Here is a 17,086-nt window from a genome sequence, read left to right as displayed (position 1 = left end):
TGCTGGCCGGGGAAGACGGCGGAGTTCAGCTTCTTCGCGTACGTCTCGTCCCGGGCGAGGATCAGGCCGGAACGCGGACCGCCGAGGGTCTTGTGCACGGTCGTCGAGACCACGTCGGCGTGCGGCACGGGGCTCGGGTGCAGCCCGGCGGCGACCAGACCGGCGAAGTGCGCCATGTCGACCCACAGCTTCGCGCCGACCTCGTCCGCGATCTCCCGGAACGCGGCGAAGTCGAGCTGCCGCGGGTACGCCGACCAGCCAGCGATGATGACGGTCGGCCGGTGCTCGCGCGCCGCGTCGCGCACGGTGTCCATGTCGATGCGGAACGTCTGCGGGTCGACGCCGTAGGCGACGGCGTCGTACAGCTTCCCCGAGAAGTTCAGCTTCATGCCGTGCGTCAGGTGGCCGCCGTGCGCCAGCTCGAGCCCGAGGATGGTGTCGCCCGGCTGGGCGAGCGCGGCCAGCACGGCGGCGTTGGCGGTCGCGCCGGAGTGGGGCTGCACGTTCGCGAAGCCGGCGCCGAACAGCGCCTTCGCGCGGGCGATCGCCAGCTCCTCGGCGACGTCGACGACCTCGCAGCCGCCGTAGTACCGGCGGCCGGGGTAGCCCTCGGCGTACTTGTTCGTGAGCACGCTGCCCGTTGAGGTCAGCACGGCGCGCGGCACGAAGTTCTCGCTCGCGATCATCTCGAGCGTCGTGCGCTGGCGCTCCAGCTCGTCGTGCAGCACGGCGGCGATCTCCGGGTCCACCTCCTCGAGCGAGGCGCCGAACGTGGACGGCACGGCGGTGGAGGCGAGGGCGGTGGAGGCGGTGGTCACGATGGGACTCCTGGCGTCTGACTGGGTTCGGTGCGCGTCGCAGCGCGCGGGAGGAAGCGACGTGGACCGCACCCAGGCGAGCGGTGCGTTCCCCTCAGCCGCTCCCCGGTGGTGACCACCTGAACGCCAGTCGCGGCGCTCCGATGGTAGCAACGAGGGAGCGCGGCGCCACGGTCGCGATCATGCGCCGTGTCGGGCCCGCCTGCGCCCGCAGGTCCTCGACGACCCGGCGCACGTCCGCCGCGTCGGCGCGCGCCGCGTCGGGCGAGTACGCCTGGCGCTCGAACGCCGCGCGGAGGCGGGCGAGCGCGTCCCTGGTGCGGGCGGAGGGGCCGGCGTGCGCGGCGAGGACCTCCTCCACGGCGCGCGGGCTGCCGCCGCGACCGGACGGCAGGCCGAGGTCGGTCGCGGTGTCGAGCAGCTCGAGCCAGGCGCCGGCCGGGCCGTCCCGGTCCAGCCGCGACAGCCGTCGCCGGCGGCGCGCCACGCGCAGCAGCGCCGGCACGGCGAGCACGAGCAGCACGGCCAGCGCCGTGCCGCCGATGCGCAGCGCCGCCACGAGGATCGCGCCCAGGTCGACGCCGCCGCCCGAGCCCCCCTGCGCCGCGTCGGTCGGCTGCGGGCTGGAGCTGGCGTCCGTCGACGGCACCGCGGTCGGGGTGCTGCTGACGTCCGCGGACGGCAGCGGCGCGTAGGCCGGCACGGCACCGCGTCCCGGGGTCGGCTCGAACCGCACCCACCCGATGCCGTCGAAGTACAGCTCCGGCCAGGCGTGCAGGTCGTCGCTCGACACGCGCCGCTCGGCGGACCCGCTCTGCGTCTCCCCCGGCTGGTAGCCGACGACGATGCGGGCGGGGATGCCCTCGAGCCGGGCCATGACCGCCATGGTGGACGCGTAGTGGATGCAGTACCCCGCCTTGACCTGCAGGAACTTCGCGATGACGCTGAGCCCGTCGCCGTCGTAGCCCTGCTGCACCGGCGTCTGCTCGTCGTAGGAGAACGACCCGTTCGCGAGCGCGTTCTGGATCCGCAGCGCCTGGTCGTACGGGGTCGCGGCCCCCCGCACCCACCGGTCGGCGGTGCGGCGGATGATCGACGGCACGTCCGACGGCAGCGTGAGGGAGTCCGCGTCGCCGGACGGCGCGTCGACCGACGCAGCACGCAGGTCGGCCGCGGTCGCGCTCGGCACCATCGAGGTCACGGAGTACGTGCCGATGGCGCCTCCGCCGCGGCGGGCCAGGGTCAGGCCGCGATCCTCCCAGCGGAACGCGCCGGCGATCCCCTGCCCCTGCACGGCGAGCGCCGGGTACGGCAGCGGCAGGCGGTCGCCGATCGCGACGGAGGACGCGGGCGTGATCGTCGTCGACGCCGTCCGCAGGTCCGGCGTCGGGCCGACGCCCGCGGCCCGCGGCGCGACCCCGTCCCCGACGGGGTCGCCGTCGGCCGCGTTCGGCGCCCAGGTCTCGCCGCTGAAGTCCTCGAGCACCGCGAGGCGGAGGTAGACGGGAGCGCTCCCCCTGGTGGTGTAGCTGAGCACGGGCGTGGTCGCGCCGCGGCGCAGGTCCTGGCCCAGCTGCAGCAGCGGGTTCGCCCCCGCGTCGATCAGCGGGGCGCCCGCTGCCTGCGCCGTGGAGGCGTACGGCGCGGGCAGCACCACCTGGATCAGCAGCGCGACGACCACCGCGGCCGCGCCGCCGGCGGCGAGTCCGCCGATCCGCGGCGCGCGACCGCGTCGCCGACGGTCGGCGGCGATCACGGCGAGCACGCCGGCGGCGACGGCGACGAGCAGCAGCCCGTTCGTCCCGGTGCCGAACGCCTTGCCCGGCACGATCGCCACGGCCGTGACGAGCAGCATGCCCGCGATCGGCGCGCGCAGGCCGACGGTGACGAAGTCGGCGACCACGGCGACCACGGCCCCGCCGCAGCCCATCAGCAGGGCGAGCTCCCTGGTGCCCTGCGCCGGCACGGAGTCGAGGTAGATCTGCCGGAACGCGGCGGTGAAGGCGTCGATCACGGCGTTCGCGCTCGACTCCGGCGACGCGGACCCGGTCACCGACCAGGCGGACGCGATCAGCGCGGCGACGATCGGCACGGTCGTCAGCCCGAGCAGCGAGCCCGCGGCGGCGGGCAGCCCGATCGCGCGGCCCACCGCCGCCGTGCCGAGCGCGGCGGCGACGAGCAGCAGCGAGTCGAACCACCAGAGCGCGCCCTGCACGACCGGCAGGAACGCGAGCATGCCGATCAGCACCGCCGCACCGACCGCGGCGGTGACGGCGCCGTCCCCGACGCGGCCGTCACGCATCGCGGGCCGATCCGGCCGCCGCGGCGGAGTCGCGCTGCACGACCGTCCAGCCGAGCGCGCCGTCCACCTGCAGGGGGTGGCGCGAGATCACGGACACCATGCCGCGCGCCCCCGACGGCAGGGCGGGCAGCCGTGGGACGGCGTGGGCGCCGCCTGCACCGGTCAGCACGTGCACGATCTGCACGTCGTTCGTGGCGAGCACCGGCAGCAGCTCCGCCGGAGCGGGGTCGCCCTGCCCGCGCTCCACGGTCGCGAGCGCGACCAGCGCCGACGTCGCGTCCGACACCGGCAGGCCGCCCGCCGCCAGGCGCACCGCGGCGTGCCGCTCCTCGAGGGCGGCGACGAGCGACGCCGCGTAGTCGACGGCCCACTCGAACGCGGCCGCCTCCGGCCAGGACTCCGCCCGGGTGTCGAGCAGCAGGCCGGTCGCGGAGGTGGACGCCGCCGTCTCCGTCCGCACCATCAGCTCGCCGCGCCGCGCCGTCGCCCGCCAGTCGACGACGCGGACCGGATCGCCGCTGCGGTACCCGCGCGCGATGATGTCGCGCTGGTCCCCCACCGCGCCGAACACCGTCGTCGCCCGGGTGTCGGGGTCGTTGCGGCGGACCGCGAAGGGCAGCTCGACCGGCACGATCCGCGGCAGCACGATCACGCGGTCGACGCCGCCCACGCGGCGCTTCGTGGTCGCGAGCCCGAGGGGGTCGACGCGGGCGACGCGCAACGGGCCGATCGGCACGGCGCCCCGCACGCGTGCCGCGAAGGCGTAGGTGACGACCTCGGCTGGCCGGTCCGCGCGGACCCCGCGCAGCACCCCCTCCGCGTGGCCGGTGACGACGACCGACCGGGGCAGGTCCTCGGTCCACTCGAGGGCGCCGGGCGCGGAGCCCCGCACCCGCACGTCGACGACGACCTGACGCCGCTGCTCCACGATGCCGGGCTCGATCCGCCGCTCGACCGTGAGCGACGGCGGCGACACGACGACCGAGCCGACCGCGGCGAGCACCGCGCCCCACAGGAACAGCGAGACGGCGAGCAGCGCCTGCCAGCCGGCCGCGTACGCGATGATCACGCCGAGCAGGCCGACGCCGAGGAACACCCCGCCGCGGACGGTCAGCCGGACGGGCGCGAGCCGCTGCTGCAGCCCGCTGGGCAGCTCCACCTACTGCAGCGGGACGGGCGTCGCCGCGACGACCTGGCGCACGATGCGCGCCGAGGCCGCGGCCTGCCCCTCCCGGACGTCGAGCGCGGTGCGGCGCAGGATCAGGCGGTGGGCGAGCACGTCGACGGCGAGCGCGTCGACGTCGTCGGGCAGCACGAAGTCCCGGCCGTCCAGCAGCGCGGTCGCCTTCGCGGCCCGCAGCATCTGCAGGCTCGCGCGCGGGCTGGCGCCGAGCCGCACCTCGCTGTGCCCCCGCGTGCCGCCGATGACGCGCAGCACGTAGGTCTCGACCGCTGCGGAGACGTACACGTTCCTGGCCGCCGTCGCGAGGTCCGCGAGACCACCGGGCGGCAGCACGGACTGGAGGCGGTCGATCGGGTCCTCCCGGCCGTGCGAGCGCAGCATCTCGCGCTCCGCCCGCTCGTCGGGGTAGCCCATCGAGATCCGCGCCATGAAGCGGTCGCGCTGCGCCTCCGGCAGCACGTACGTGCCCTCCATGTCGACCGGGTTCTGCGTCGCGACGACGGTGAACGGGTCCGGCAGGGGCCAGCTGGTGCCGTCGACCGTGACCTGCCCCTCCTCCATGCACTCCAGCAGCGCCGCCTGCGTCTTCGGCGACGCGCGGTTGATCTCGTCCCCGATGACGACGTTCGCGAACACCGCACCGGGCTTGAACTCGAACCGGGACGCCGCCCGGTCGTAGATCGAGGAGCCCGTGACGTCGGACGGCAGCAGGTCGGGCGTGAACTGGATGCGGCTGATCGATCCGCCGGTCGCGCGCGCGAGCGCCTTCGCCAGCATCGTCTTGCCGACCCCGGGCACGTCCTCGATCAGCAGGTGGCCGCCGGCGAGCATCACGGCGAGCGCGGACCGGATCACGAAGTCCTTGCCGTCGATCACGGTGGCGACCGCTGCGACGACCCGTTCCGCGACCTGGCGCACCTCGTCTGCCGCCCGCGGGTCGATGGTCGTACGGTCCGTCATGGTGCCTTCCGGAAGGGGCGGAACGCGTTCACCATAAACGCGATTCCCGTGTGCTGTGCGCGCATCGGCCACGCCGCCGTTACCGGTCCGTGACCCGCCGCTGCCGCTGGGTAGGGTGATGCGCGTGCCGGATGTGCAGGGCGCCCACTGGGTGCTGACCTTCGTCTGCGCCGACCGTCCGGGGATCGTGCACGCGCTCTCCGGCGCCATCGTCGCCGCGGACGGCAACATCACCGAGAGCCAGCAGTTCTCGAGCGACGACACGGGCCGCTTCTTCCTGCGCATGCAGGTCGAGTCCCCCTCCTCCGCGCCGCAGCTGGCCGCGCACGTCGCACCGGTCGCGCACCGCTTCGACGCGGAGTGGCGCGTCGACCGCGTCGGGCGCAGGGCGCGCACGCTCGTGCTGGTCTCGACCGCCGGTCACGCCCTGAACGACCTGCTGTTCCGCCAGCACTCCGGCCAGCTGCCGATCGAGGTCCCGCTCGTGCTCGGCAACCATGCGACGCTCGGGTCGCTCGCCGGCTTCTACGGCGTCCCGTTCGAGCACCGGGCGGTGACCTCCCCCGAGACGAAGGCGCTGTTCGAGGAGCGGGTGCTCGCGGCGGTGGAGGAGCACGACGTCGAGCTCGTCGTGCTCGCGCGCTACATGCAGATCCTGTCCCCGCAGCTGTGCGAGCGACTCGCCGGCCGGGCCATCAACATCCACCACTCGTTCCTGCCGGGCTTCAAGGGCGCGAACCCGTACAAGCAGGCCCATGCCCGCGGCGTGAAGCTGATCGGGGCGACCGCGCACTTCGTCACCGCGGACCTCGACGAGGGCCCGATCATCGAGCAGAACGTGATCCGCGTGGACCACACCCGCAGCGCGCGCGAGCTCGTCGCGATCGGTCAGGACGAGGAGAGCCGCACCCTCACGCAGGCGGTGCGCTGGTTCGCGGAGCACCGCGTGCTGCAGGACGGTCGCCGCACGATCGTCTTCCGCTAGACCCGCTCGGATCAGGCGAGGTCGTCGAAGTCGTCGAGCGCCTCGGCCGGCCGTTCCGACGAGGTCGGGATCGTCGTGGACATCGCGCCGATCCGCCGCTCGAGGTCCGCGGTCGCCGCCGTCACGTCCGACTCGAACGGCTCGTCGTCGGACCAGGCCGTGATCTGGCTGGCCGGCCCGACGAGGATCGAGATCGCCTCGACGTCGCCGCTGCCGATCCGGCCGGGGATGGTCACCGTGTCCGCCGAGCCGGAGCGGGCGAGCAGCGTCGCGTACCGGAGCACGAGGTCGGCGAGGCGGTCGTCCGTGCCGATCTGCATCTCACCGTAGGCGATGTGCTTCACGTCAGCTCTTGCCGTCCGGCTCGGGGATCAGCCGCAGCCCGGTCGGCTGGTTCGCGAGCTCGCGCAGCTGCCGCAGCCACTCCCGGTTCACCGAGGGGTCGCGGCTGCCCGCGTACTTGAACTGCACCGGCACCCCAGGCGAGATCCACAGCGACCCGTGGCCGTCGCCGACGCCGGGCTCGTCCCGCCAGCTGAACGGGAACGACTCGTGCGCCCGCAGCTTCGCGTAGATCACGAGCTGGAGGTGCGCCAGCGCGCGGTCCTCGACAGGGACCGTCGTGGTGCCGCCGTAGATGAAGCTGCCCACGGTCGTCAGCCGAGACGTGCTCGGAGGTTCGCGGTGATCGACGCGAGGAACTCCTCCGTCGTCTCCCACCGCTGGTCGGGACCGACGAGCAGCGCGAGGTCCTTCGTCATCGACCCGCCCTCGACGGTCTTGACGACGACGTCCTCGAGCGTGTCCGCGAAGTCGATCAGCGCCTGGTTGCCGTCGAGCACACCGCGGTGGTTCAGGCCGCGGGTCCACGCGTAGATCGACGCGATCGGGTTCGTGGAGGTGGGCTTGCCTGCCTGGTGCTGGCGGTAGTGGCGGGTGACCGTGCCGTGCGCGGCCTCCGCCTCCACGACCTTGCCGTCCGGGGTGGTCAGCACGCTGGTCATGAGGCCGAGGGAGCCGAAGCCCTGCGCGACGGTGTCGGACTGCACGTCCCCGTCGTAGTTCTTGCAGGCCCAGACGTAGCCGCCCTCCCACTTCAGCGCGGAGGCGACCATGTCGTCGATCAGCCGGTGCTCGTAGGTGAGGCCCGCGGCCTCGAACCGCTCCTGGTACTCGGTCTCGAAGACCTCCTGGAACAGGTCCTTGAAGCGGCCGTCGTACGCCTTGAGGATCGTGTTCTTCGTCGAGAGGTAGACCGGGTAGTTCCGCGACAGACCGTAGTTGAGGGAGGCGCGGGCGAAGTCGCGGATGGAGTCGTCCAGGTTGTACATCGCCATCGCGACGCCGCCGCCGGGGCTCTGGAACACCTCGAAGGACTGCGCCTCCGAGCCGTCGGCCGGCTGGAAGCTGATCGTCAGCGTGCCCTGGCCCTGGAACTTGAAGTCGGTCGCGCGGTACTGGTCGCCGAACGCGTGGCGGCCGATGATGATCGGCTTGTTCCAGCCGGGCACGAGCCGCGGGATGTTCGAGATCACGATGGGCTCGCGGAAGATGACGCCGCCGAGGATGTTGCGGATCGTCCCGTTCGGGCTGCGCCACATCTTCTTGAGGCCGAACTCCTCGACGCGCGCCTCGTCCGGCGTGATCGTGGCGCACTTGACGCCGACGCCGTGCTTCTTGATCGCGTTCGCCGCGTCGATCGTGATCTGGTCGTCGGTCTCGTCGCGCTTCTCGATGCCGAGGTCGTAGTACTCGAGGTCGATGTCGAGGTAGGGGTGGATCAGCGTGTCCTTGATGGACTGCCAGATGATCCGCGTCATCTCGTCGCCGTCGAGCTCGACGACCGTGCCCTCGACCTTGATCTTCGTAGCCACCCGGGTGCTCCCGCCTCTTCGCTCCACGCGCGCCTCGCGCGCACACCGCCGGGCAGCCTAGCGAGGCCGGGCTCACGGCTTCCTGCGCGGTGCGCGCGCTCGCCGCCGCTCGCCGCCGCTCGCTACTGTGAGCGCGTGGCGGACCTCCACCTCGCACCCCTCGACGCGTCGACCGCGCTCGCCGCGAACTCGCTGACCCTCAAACCGGGTCAGGAGCAGTACGCCGTGCCGGTCTCGCACGCGGAGGCGGAGCTGACCATCTCGCCGGCCGCGGCGTGGCCGCGCGTGGTGCTCGACGGCGGCGAGGTCGTCGGCTTCATCAAGGGCAGCTTCGACCCGGAGGAGAGCCGGCCCGAGTTCCGCTGCTGCATCTGGCAGATCAACGTGAAGGCGTCGGCGCAGGGCCGCGGCGTCGGCTCGTTCGCGGTGCGGGGCCTGGCCGAGGAGGCGCGGTCGCGCGGCTTCGACCGCCTGACGGTGATCTGGGACGGCGGCGACAAGGGCCCGGAGGACTTCTTCCTGCACGTGGGCTTCCGCCCCGAGGGCGAGACCCGCTTCGGCGAGGTGATCGGCGCCCTCGACCTGTGACCGCCCGCTTCCCGGGCGCTTCCGGACATCCCGGGCGTCCTTTCACGCCCGGAACGTCCGACGACGCCCGGACTCGGGGATGATCGCGGCGATACCCCGGCCCTGCGGCTCTCCATCCCATCGGGCTTCGTCAGGATCGGCGAGGTGCCGTCCGGAGTGGTGCTCGTGAAGGACCTGCGCTGATGGCGGTGTTCGAGTCGGGCGGCGACTACACGGAGGCCGTGATCCAGGTCGTCGCGACCATCCCGCCCGGGCACGTGATGACCTACGGCGACGTCGCGTGGACGTTCGGGCACGCCGGTGCCCGGGCGGTCGGCATGGTCATGCGGTACCACGGCTCGGGGCTGCCGTGGTGGCGGGTCGTCCGGGCCGGCGGCCACCCGCCCCGCGGGCTCGCCGCGGAGGCGCGCGCCCACTACGAGGAGGAGGGCACGCCCCTCCTGCCGGCGGACACCTCGGAGGGGTACCGCGTCGACCTGCGCCGCGCCGCCTGGACCGTGGCCTGATCGGTCGTTCTTCGTTTCGAAGGCGATCTGGCGCGTCACCTGGTGGAGGACAGCACATCCGGGCGTGCCAGATCGCCTTCAAAACGCACTCGACGAGGGAGTCGCGCCCGTTTCCCGCCTCCGAGTCGAGGGCGAGAGCAGGACAGAACGGCCACAGCAGGACGAAATCGGCGATTCCGTCCTGCTGAACGCGTTCTGTCCTGCTCAAGCACTCAGAACTCGCACGTTCTGTCCTGCTGAAGCGCTCCGTCCCGGTGTGCTCCGTGCTGCTGAGGCCCTCTACACGAGGGAGTCGCGCCAGGCCGCGTGCAGGGCGGCGAAGCGGCCGGTCCCGGCGATCAGGTCGGCGGGCCGGCCGTCCTCCACGATTCGGCCGTGCTCCATCACGAGCACCCGGTCGGCGATCGCGACGGTCGACAGCCGGTGCGCGATGATCAGCGCCGTGCGGTCGGCGAGCAGCGTCTGCAGCGCCTCCTGCACGAGCCGCTCGCTCGGGATGTCGAGCGACGCGGTCGCCTCGTCGAGGATCAGCACCTCGGGATCGGCGAGGAACGCGCGCGCGAACGAGATCAGCTGCCGCTGCCCGGCGGAGACGCGCCCGCCGCGCTTGTTCACGTCGGTGTCGTAGCCGTCCGGCAGCGAGCGGATGAAGGGGTCCGCGCCGACGGCCCGCGCCGCCGCCTCGATCTCCGCGCGGGAGCCGCCAGGCCGCCCGAGCTCGATGTTGTCCGCGACGGAGCCCGAGAACAGGTAGGCCTCCTGCGTCACCATCACGACGGCGCGGTGCAGGTCCTGGTTCGTCAGGTCGCGCAGGTCGACGCCGTCCAGCGTGATCCGCCCGTCCGACGGGTCGTAGAACCGCGCGATCAGCTTGGCCAGCGTCGACTTCCCGGCGCCCGTGGAGCCCACCAGCGCGATGGTCTGGCCCGCCGGCACGTCGAGGTCGAACCGCGGCAGCACCTCCCGGTCCACCCGGTACGCGAACCGCACGCCCTCGAACCGCACCCGGCCGGTGACCCCAGTGGCGAGCGCCTTCGGCTGCACCGGCTCCGGCACGGTCGGGCTCTCCTCCAGCACGCCCGAGATCTTCTCGAGCGCCGCCGCCGCCGACTGGTACGCGTTGTAGAAGGTGGCGATGTCCTCCATGGGGTCGAAGAACCGGCGGGCGTACAGCACCGCCGCCAGCAGCGCGCCGATCGCGAGCGACGTGTCGAGCACCCGGAAGGCGCCGAACAGCAGCACGGCGGCGACCGTCAGGTTGCCGATCAGGGTGAGGCCCGGTTCCATCACCGCGAACAGGCGGATCGCCCGCGCGTTGATCGCGCGGTAGTCCTCCGTCAGCTCGCCGTAGTCGCGCGCGTTCCTGCCCTCCTTGCGGAAGGCCTGGACCGCGCGGATGCCCGTCATCGTCTCGACGAAGAACACGATCAGCTTCGCCGAGGCGACCCGCGACTCGCGGAACGTCGCGGCGCTTCGCCGCTGGAACCAGCGGATCAGGAACGCGAGCGGCACGAACGAGCAGAGCAGGACCAGCCCGCTCCACGCGTCCAGCAGCACCAGCGCGACCGCGGTGAACAGCATGTAGAGCACGCTCTGCACCAGCTCGTTGATGCCGCCGTCGAGCAGCTCGCGGATGGAGTCGAGGTCGCTCGTCTGCCGGGAGATGATGCGCCCCGACGTGTACTGCTCGTGGAACTCGAGGCTGAGCCGCTGGGTCTGCACGAAGACGCGCTCCCGCAGGTCGATCAGCATCGCCTGGCTGATCTGCGCCGTCTGCACCGTGTAGGCGGCGATCAGCACCCCGGCCAGCACGCCCGCGATCAGGTACACGATCACGGCGGCGGCGAGCGGCAGCGCCTGCCCCCTCACCAGCTCGGGCAGGCCCCGGTCGATGCCGTACGCGATGATCGCGGGCCCGATGACCTGCATGCCCGTGCTGACCACCACGACCAGCGCGGTCAGGATCAGGCGCTTCCGGAGAGGGGCGAGCAGGCTGCCGAGCAGCCGCAGCGAGCGGCGGCGCAGCACCCGCTGCTCCGCCTTGCTGAAGTCGCGGCGCTCCTCGCCCTGCGTGCCGATCAGGGTGCTCATGCGTCCACCTCCTCGTACGTGGTCCGCTCCTCGTCGGAGTCGGGCCGGCGCTCGTCCTCGAGGCTCGAGATGACGAACCGGTACCGCTCGCTGGTCGCGAGCAGCTCGCTGTGGGTGCCGACCGCCAGGATCCGGCCCTCCTCCAGCAGCGCGACGCGGTCCGCGAGCTGCACGGTGGAGGGGCGGTGCGCGACGATCAGCGCCGTCGTGCGGGTCAGCACCTGCCGCAGGGCCGCCTCGACCAGGGCCTCGGTGTCGACGTCGAGCGCCGACAGCTGGTCGTCGAGCACGAGCACCGCCGGGTCGGCCGCGACGGCGCGCGCGAGCGCGAGCCGCTGCCGCTGGCCGCCGGAGAGGCTGAGCCCCTCCTCGCCGATCGTGGTGTCGAGCCCCTCGGGCAGGTCGTGCACGAACTGCGCCTGCGCGATCTCGAGCGCCTCCCGCAGCACGTCCTCGCCCGCGTCGGGGCGGCCGAGCAGCACGTTGTCCCGCACGCTCGCGGAGAACAGGGTCGCCTCCTCGAACGCCATCGCGACGTGGGAGCGCAGCTCGCTGCGCGTCAGGTCGCGGATGTCGACCCCGTCGAGCAGGATGCGGCCGCCGGTCACGTCGTAGAGCCGGCCCGCGACCTCCACCACCGTGGTCTTGCCCGAACCGGTGAGCCCGACCAGGGCCATCGTCTCGCCGGGCTCGATCTCGAGGTCGACCCCGTCGAGCAGGTCGGGGGCGTCCTCCGGCGCGTCGGGGTAGTGGAAGCGCACGCCCTCGAAGCGGAGGCGGCCGTGCGGCTCCGCGATGTGCTCCGGCCGCTCGGGATCGGTGATCGTGTTCTGCTCGTCGAACACCTCGAAGAGGCGGTCGGTCGCCGTGCGGGTGTCGAAGAGCATCGACAGCAGGAACCCGATGGACTCGAGCGGGAAGCGCAGCACGGTCGCCGTCGCGAAGAACGCCACCAGCTGGCCGACCGTGATGGCGTCGACGCTCGCCTGCTGCACCCCGACCAGCAGGCAGAGCGCGAACGCGACGTCGGGGACGAGCAGCAGCCACAGCCAGATCTGCGCGACGGCCCTGGCCTTCTCGATCTCGGTGCCGCGCAGCTCCTCCGCGCGCTGCAGGAAGCCCTGCAGCTTGGTGCGGCCGCGGCCGAACGCCTTCAGCACCCGGATGCCGTGCACGCTCTCCTCGACCAGGGTCGCGAGGTCGCCCTGCTGGTCCTGGCTGCGCCGCGCGACCACGTGGTACCGGCGCTCGAAGCGGAAGCCGTTGATCCACAGCGGGATCGAGCAGGCCGTGAAGACCACCGCGAGCAGCGGGTTCAGCGCCAGCAGCACGAAGAACCCGACCACGATCGTGATCAGGTTGACGACGAGGTAGATGAAGCCGAACGCGATGAAGCGGCGGATCAGGCTCAGGTCGGACATCGAGCGCGAGAGCAGCTGGCCGCTCGGCCAGCGGTCGTGGAACGCGACGGGCAGGTCCTGCAGCTTCGCGTAGAGCGCGCCGCGGAGGCTCGCCTCCACGCGGGTGGCGGGACCGACGATGTAGAGGCGGCGGGCGAAGTACAGCGCGGCCTCGAGCACGCCCAGCCCGGCGATCACGGCGACCGCGCCCGGGATCTGCGCGGCGTCGCCGGCGGCGAGCGGGCCGTCGACGATGCGCTGCAGCACCTGCGGCACGGCGAGGGAGACGAGCGAGGCGGCGAGCGCCATCGTCATGGCGATCAGGATGCTGCGCCGCACGGGCCGCGTGTACGGGTCGAGCCGGCGCAGGGCCTGCAGGGTGGTGGGCTGCTTGGCGGGGACGGTCATGCGTGTTCCTTCCCGCGCTCCTCGCGGTTCCTGGCGCGGAGGGGCGCGGCGACGTCGGGGCGCCGTCGTCGGCGCCGGACGGGTGGCCGCGGCGAGCGCGACCTGATGGTGACGGAGGGGCGGGGAGGCGTCAGCCGCGCGCGCGGAGCGGAGCGGCGGACCGGACGGGTGCGGCGATGATCGCGGACATGTCGGCCTCCTGCCCTTCGACGGCCGATCGCTCGGATCGGCCGGTCACCGGGGACTCCCCGCCAGAAGGAGGTGTGGATGTCACCACGGCAGCCCTCCAGGATAGGCAGTCGATATCGGATGCACAACCGCTTCTCGGCTTCGATCCGCCTTCGGGCCGGATCCCGCGGACTCAGTGCGCGAAGTGGCGCTCGCCGGTGAAGTACATCGAGACGCCCGCCGCCTCCGCCGCCGCGACGACCTCGGCGTCGCGCACCGAGCCGCCCGGCTGCACGATCGCGATCACGCCGGCCTCGAGCAGCACCTCGGCGCCGTCCGCGAAGGGGAAGAACGCGTCGGACGCCGCCACGGACCCGGCGGCCCGGTCACCCGCCCGCCGCACGGCGAGGTGGCAGGAGTCCACCCGGTTCACCTGGCCCATGCCGATGCCGACGGAGGCGCCGCCGGAGGCGAGCAGGATCGCATTCGACTTGACGCTGCGGACCGCCCGCCACGCGAACCCGAGGTCCGCGAGGGTGTCCTCGTCCGCGGCGGGTCCGGCCGCGAGCCGCCACGTGCCGGGGTCGACGACGCCGTACCGGTCCGGGTCCTGCACGAGCACGCCGCCGGACACCTGCTTGAACTCGCGGACCGGTCGCTGGAACGCCTCCGGCAGCACGAGGATGCGGAGGTTCTTCCGCTGCTTCAGCACCGTGACCGCTGCCGGCTCGTAGGCCGGCGCGACGATCACCTCGGTGAAGATCCCGGCGACCGCCTCCGCCATGCCGAGGGTCACCGTGCGGTTCGCGGCGATCACGCCGCCGAAGGCGGACACGGGATCGCAGTCGTTGGCGAGCCGGTGCGCGGCCGCGATCGGGTCGACGGCGTGGCTCGGCGCCACCGCGATGCCGCACGGGTTCGCGTGCTTCATCACGGCGACCGCGGGCCCGTCGAAGTCGAGCGCCGCCCGGATCGCCGCGTCGGCGTCGACCATGTTGTTGTAGCTCAGCTCCTTGCCGTGCAGCTGCGTCGCCTGGGCGAGCCCCGTGCCGTGCGGGTCGCTCCAGAGCGCGGCCGACTGGTGCGCGTTCTCCCCGTAGCGCAGGGGCGTCTCGACGAAGCGGTAGGAGCCGGAGCGAACGGAGGCGTCGGACCCGTCCGCGAACCAGTCGGCGATCGCGCGGTCGTAGGCCGCGATCCGCTCGAACGCGGTGGCCGCGAGCCGTCGTCGCAGCTCGAGCGTGGTGCCGCCGGCCGCCACCGCCTCGAGCACGACCGGGTAGTCGAGCACGCCGGTCACGACGGCGACGTTCGCGAAGTTCTTCGAACCGGCCCGCACCATCGCCGGGCCGCCGATGTCGACCTGCTCGACGACCGCCTCGTCGTCCGCGCCCGAGGCGACGGTCCGCTCGAACGGGTACAAGCTCGACACGAGCAGCTCGATCGGTGCGAACCCGAGGTCCGCGAGCTGCCTCGCGTGGTCCTCCAGGCGCAGGTCGGCGAGCAGGCCGGCGTGCACGGCGGGGTGCAGCGTCTTGACGCGGCCGTCGAGCGACTCGGGGAAGCCGGTCAGCTCCGCGACCTCGGTCACGGCGAGTCCCGCGCCGCGCAGCGCCGCCGCGGTCGATCCGGTCGACACGAGCTCGACGCCCGCGGCGGCGAGCGCGGCACCGAGCTCGACGAGGCCGGTCTTGTCGCTGACGGACAGCAGCGCCCTGCGGACGGGGACGAGATCACGGATCATGCGGCCGCCCTCGGATCGATGCGGCCCTCGGCGATCCCCGCGACGACGTCGGCGAGCAGGCGGCGCTCGACCGGCTTGATCCGGTCGTGCAGCGCCGCCTCGGTGTCGCCGGGCAGCACCGGCACGCGCTCCCTGGCCAGGATCGGGCCGCTGTCGCAGCCGTGGTCGACGACGATCACCGATGCTCCGGTCCGGGTGGCGCCCGCGGCGAGCGCGTCGCGCACCGCGTGCGCGCCGGGGAACTCGGGCAGGTAGGCGGGGTGGGTGTTCAGGAGGTTCGGGCCGAGCCCGTCGACCGCGCGAGGCGGCAGGAGGCGCATCAGGCCGGAGAGGATCACGACGTCCGGCGCCCACACCTGCACGGCCTCGAGCAGCGCGTCGCCCCAGGCCGCCCGGTCCGGGTACGCGGCGAACGGGACGAGGAAGGAGGGGACCCCGAACTCGTCGGCGTGCACGAGCCCGTCCGCCTCGCGGTCTGCGCCCACGGCGACGACGTGCGCCGGGTAGGCCGGGTCGTCGCAGCGCTCGAGCAGGGCGCGCAGGTTGCTGCCGGCGCCGGAGATCAGCACGACGAGCCGGAGCACCCGCCGAGCCTACTGGGAGGCGCGCCGGCCCTCCTCCGGTGCGCGGAACGGCCGCACGACCGCGGCGCCGAGCATCGCGGGCAGCCCCACCAGCACGGCGGCGAGGCCGGCGACGACGAGGGCGTCGGGACCGACGCTCGCGAAGCGGCCGGGACCGGCTGCTCCGGCCGCGAGCGCCGCGAGGCCGCCGAGGCACACGGCGGCGACCAGGCCGGTGGCCGCGCCGAGCGGCACGGCGCCGATCTGGGCACCGCCGCGCCGCACGAGCACGGCGGCGGCGAACCCCGCGAGCACCGGGACGACCACCACGACGGCCGCCCACGAGGGCGGTTCGGCGGGCACGGCGCCGAGCACCGGCAAGGCGGGCAGCGGGCCGACTTGCGCGGCGAACGGCCCGGACACCGATCCCGCGCCGAGGGCGAACCCGGCGCCGAGCAGCCACGCGGCCGCCCACACGACCAGGGTCGGCACGGCGAGCAGCTGCGCCGCGGTCAGCGCCAGCCCGCCGACGGGTCCGGCGCCGACCGCCTCGTCCAGCGCGATCACGTCGGCGAACCGCGTGAGGAGGGCGACCGTGAGCGCGACGGCCGAGGCCGCGAGGACCAGCGCGACGGCGACGAGCCCGGAGCGCACGCCGGCGGGCAGCGGCCGAGCGCCCGGGCGTGCCGACCGGAGCCCGCCGAGCGACGCGAGCGCGACGAGCAGCACTGGCCACGCGATCGCCTGCCACGCGACGGGCTGCGCCCCGGCCGACGTGCCGAGCCGCAGCACGGCTCCGGATGCGACGCCCGCGGCGACGCAGCCGGCCGCCCACGCGAGCAGCGGCGAGCCGGTGCCGGCGGCGCGGCGCCCCGCACGGACGGCGCACAGGGCGGTGACGAGCGCGGGCCCGAGCGCGGTGATCGTGACGGTGAAGGCGGTGCCGGCCGTGACGAAGCGCACGTCGACGCCGTGGCCGATCAGCCAGGCGTCGGCGGCCGCTCCGGCGTAGGGCGTCCAGGCCGCGGGTGTCCCGAGGCCCGCCCACGCCAGCACCGCGACCGCGACCAGCACGGCGAAGGGCAGCGCGACGGCGAGCAGGCCGTCGACGGCGCCCACGACGAGCGAGCCCACGCGGCGCGGTCGCGGCCGGGTCGGCTGCTCGGGGGCGACGCCGGGTGCGTCGGGGAGCACGGAGGAGCTGATTCTCCGATGCTACGAACCGCCGGAGCCGCGGCCGCCAGCCCGCGCGGGGTGTTCCGTTTTGAAGGAGTTCCTGCACGGAAGGCGCAGGAACTCCTTCAAACCGGATCAGGCGGAGGCGGTGAGCAGCTCCCGCATCAGATCGGCGGTCTCGGACGGGGTCCTGCCGACCTTGACGCCGGCGGCCTCGAGGGCCTCCTTCTTCGCCTGCGCCGTCCCGGCCGAGCCCGAGACGATCGCGCCGGCGTGGCCCATCGTCTTGCCCTCCGGCGCGGTGAAGCCCGCGACGTAGC

The 17,086-nt window shown here is 73.6% G+C and carries 15 protein-coding genes and 1 pseudogene; 3 read left to right on the top strand and 13 right to left on the bottom strand.

The window, feature by feature from the left end; translation table 11 throughout:
• The 4 genes from ACFE60_RS11100 to ACFE60_RS11085 form a co-directional block, all read right to left on the bottom strand.
• Window positions 1–818 (bottom strand): serine hydroxymethyltransferase (locus tag ACFE60_RS11100; RefSeq protein ID WP_375388921.1); only part of this gene is annotated, 818 nt, incomplete at its 3' end.
• 94 nt (window positions 819–912) lie between these two features.
• Complete coding sequence (locus ACFE60_RS11095; RefSeq protein ID WP_375388920.1) at window positions 913–3,120, bottom strand: DUF3488 and transglutaminase-like domain-containing protein; 2,208 nt, start codon at window positions 3,118–3,120, stop codon at window positions 913–915.
• Window positions 3,113–4,279: a DUF58 domain-containing protein gene (locus ACFE60_RS11090; protein WP_375388919.1), complete on the bottom strand. Its 1,167-nt coding sequence runs from the start codon at window positions 4,277–4,279 to the stop codon at window positions 3,113–3,115. Before ACFE60_RS11090 ends, ACFE60_RS11095 begins: the two co-directional genes overlap by 8 nt.
• Window positions 4,280–5,263, bottom strand: a complete 984-nt coding sequence (locus ACFE60_RS11085; RefSeq protein WP_375388918.1) for an AAA family ATPase — start codon at window positions 5,261–5,263, stop codon at window positions 4,280–4,282. It lies immediately after the preceding gene.
• A gap of 118 nt (window positions 5,264–5,381) precedes the next feature.
• Between ACFE60_RS11085 and ACFE60_RS11080 the strand changes: the two genes are divergently transcribed.
• Window positions 5,382–6,248 (top strand): formyltetrahydrofolate deformylase, encoded by an 867-nt coding sequence (locus ACFE60_RS11080; protein WP_375388917.1) that lies wholly within the window; start codon window positions 5,382–5,384, stop codon window positions 6,246–6,248.
• An 11-nt stretch (window positions 6,249–6,259) separates the two neighbouring features.
• Here ACFE60_RS11080 and ACFE60_RS11075 read toward each other — a convergent pair whose 3' ends face one another.
• Genes ACFE60_RS11075 through ACFE60_RS11065 form a run of 3 tightly spaced genes read right to left on the bottom strand, consistent with a single transcriptional unit; the run spans window position 6,260 to window position 8,122 of the window.
• Window positions 6,260–6,592 (bottom strand): hypothetical protein, encoded by a 333-nt coding sequence (locus ACFE60_RS11075; RefSeq protein WP_375388916.1) that lies wholly within the window; start codon window positions 6,590–6,592, stop codon window positions 6,260–6,262.
• 1 nt (window position 6,593) lies between these two features.
• Window positions 6,594–6,899, bottom strand: a complete 306-nt coding sequence (locus ACFE60_RS11070; protein WP_375388915.1) for an ATP-dependent DNA ligase — start codon at window positions 6,897–6,899, stop codon at window positions 6,594–6,596.
• Between the two features lie 5 nt (window positions 6,900–6,904).
• Window positions 6,905–8,122 (bottom strand): NADP-dependent isocitrate dehydrogenase, encoded by a 1,218-nt coding sequence (locus ACFE60_RS11065; protein WP_375388914.1) that lies wholly within the window; start codon window positions 8,120–8,122, stop codon window positions 6,905–6,907.
• 135 nt (window positions 8,123–8,257) lie between these two features.
• On the opposite strand from ACFE60_RS11065, the gene ACFE60_RS11060 reads away from it, so the two are divergent.
• Both ACFE60_RS11060 and ACFE60_RS11055 read left to right on the top strand, forming a co-directional pair.
• The gene (locus tag ACFE60_RS11060) at window positions 8,258–8,710 is read left to right on the top strand and encodes a GNAT family N-acetyltransferase (RefSeq protein ID WP_375388913.1); all 453 of its coding nucleotides are present in this window, start codon (window positions 8,258–8,260) and stop codon (window positions 8,708–8,710) included.
• Window positions 8,711–8,892: 182 nt separating this feature from the next.
• Window positions 8,893–9,216 (top strand): MGMT family protein, encoded by a 324-nt coding sequence (locus ACFE60_RS11055; protein WP_375388912.1) that lies wholly within the window; start codon window positions 8,893–8,895, stop codon window positions 9,214–9,216.
• A 279-nt stretch (window positions 9,217–9,495) separates the two neighbouring features.
• Here ACFE60_RS11055 and ACFE60_RS11050 read toward each other — a convergent pair whose 3' ends face one another.
• The 6 genes and pseudogenes from ACFE60_RS11050 to ACFE60_RS11025 all read right to left on the bottom strand — a co-directional run.
• Window positions 9,496–11,307, bottom strand: coding sequence for an ABC transporter ATP-binding protein (locus ACFE60_RS11050; RefSeq protein WP_375388911.1), 1,812 nt, complete (start codon window positions 11,305–11,307; stop codon window positions 9,496–9,498).
• Complete coding sequence (locus ACFE60_RS11045) at window positions 11,304–13,115, bottom strand: ABC transporter ATP-binding protein (RefSeq protein ID WP_375388910.1); 1,812 nt, start codon at window positions 13,113–13,115, stop codon at window positions 11,304–11,306. The genes ACFE60_RS11050 and ACFE60_RS11045 overlap by 4 nt, the downstream gene beginning before the upstream one ends.
• A 361-nt stretch (window positions 13,116–13,476) precedes the next feature.
• Complete coding sequence (gene purH, locus ACFE60_RS11040) at window positions 13,477–15,027, bottom strand: bifunctional phosphoribosylaminoimidazolecarboxamide formyltransferase/IMP cyclohydrolase (protein WP_375388909.1); 1,551 nt, start codon at window positions 15,025–15,027, stop codon at window positions 13,477–13,479.
• Window positions 15,024–15,611, bottom strand: a complete 588-nt coding sequence (gene purN / locus ACFE60_RS11035; protein WP_375388908.1) for a phosphoribosylglycinamide formyltransferase — start codon at window positions 15,609–15,611, stop codon at window positions 15,024–15,026. The genes purH and purN overlap by 4 nt, the downstream gene beginning before the upstream one ends.
• A gap of 9 nt (window positions 15,612–15,620) precedes the next feature.
• Window positions 15,621–16,784, bottom strand: a complete 1,164-nt coding sequence (locus ACFE60_RS11030; protein ID WP_375388907.1) for a DUF6350 family protein — start codon at window positions 16,782–16,784, stop codon at window positions 15,621–15,623.
• 117 nt (window positions 16,785–16,901) lie between these two features.
• Window positions 16,902–17,086: pseudogene (locus ACFE60_RS11025) on the bottom strand (succinate--CoA ligase subunit alpha); the annotation flags it as partial.

The organism is uncultured Amnibacterium sp. (genome assembly GCF_964245895.1).
Taxonomy (GTDB): domain Bacteria; phylum Actinomycetota; class Actinomycetes; order Actinomycetales; family Microbacteriaceae; genus Amnibacterium.
The sequence above is the reverse complement of the archived record's forward strand: the minus strand, read 5'-3'. Positions and strand labels throughout refer to the sequence as shown.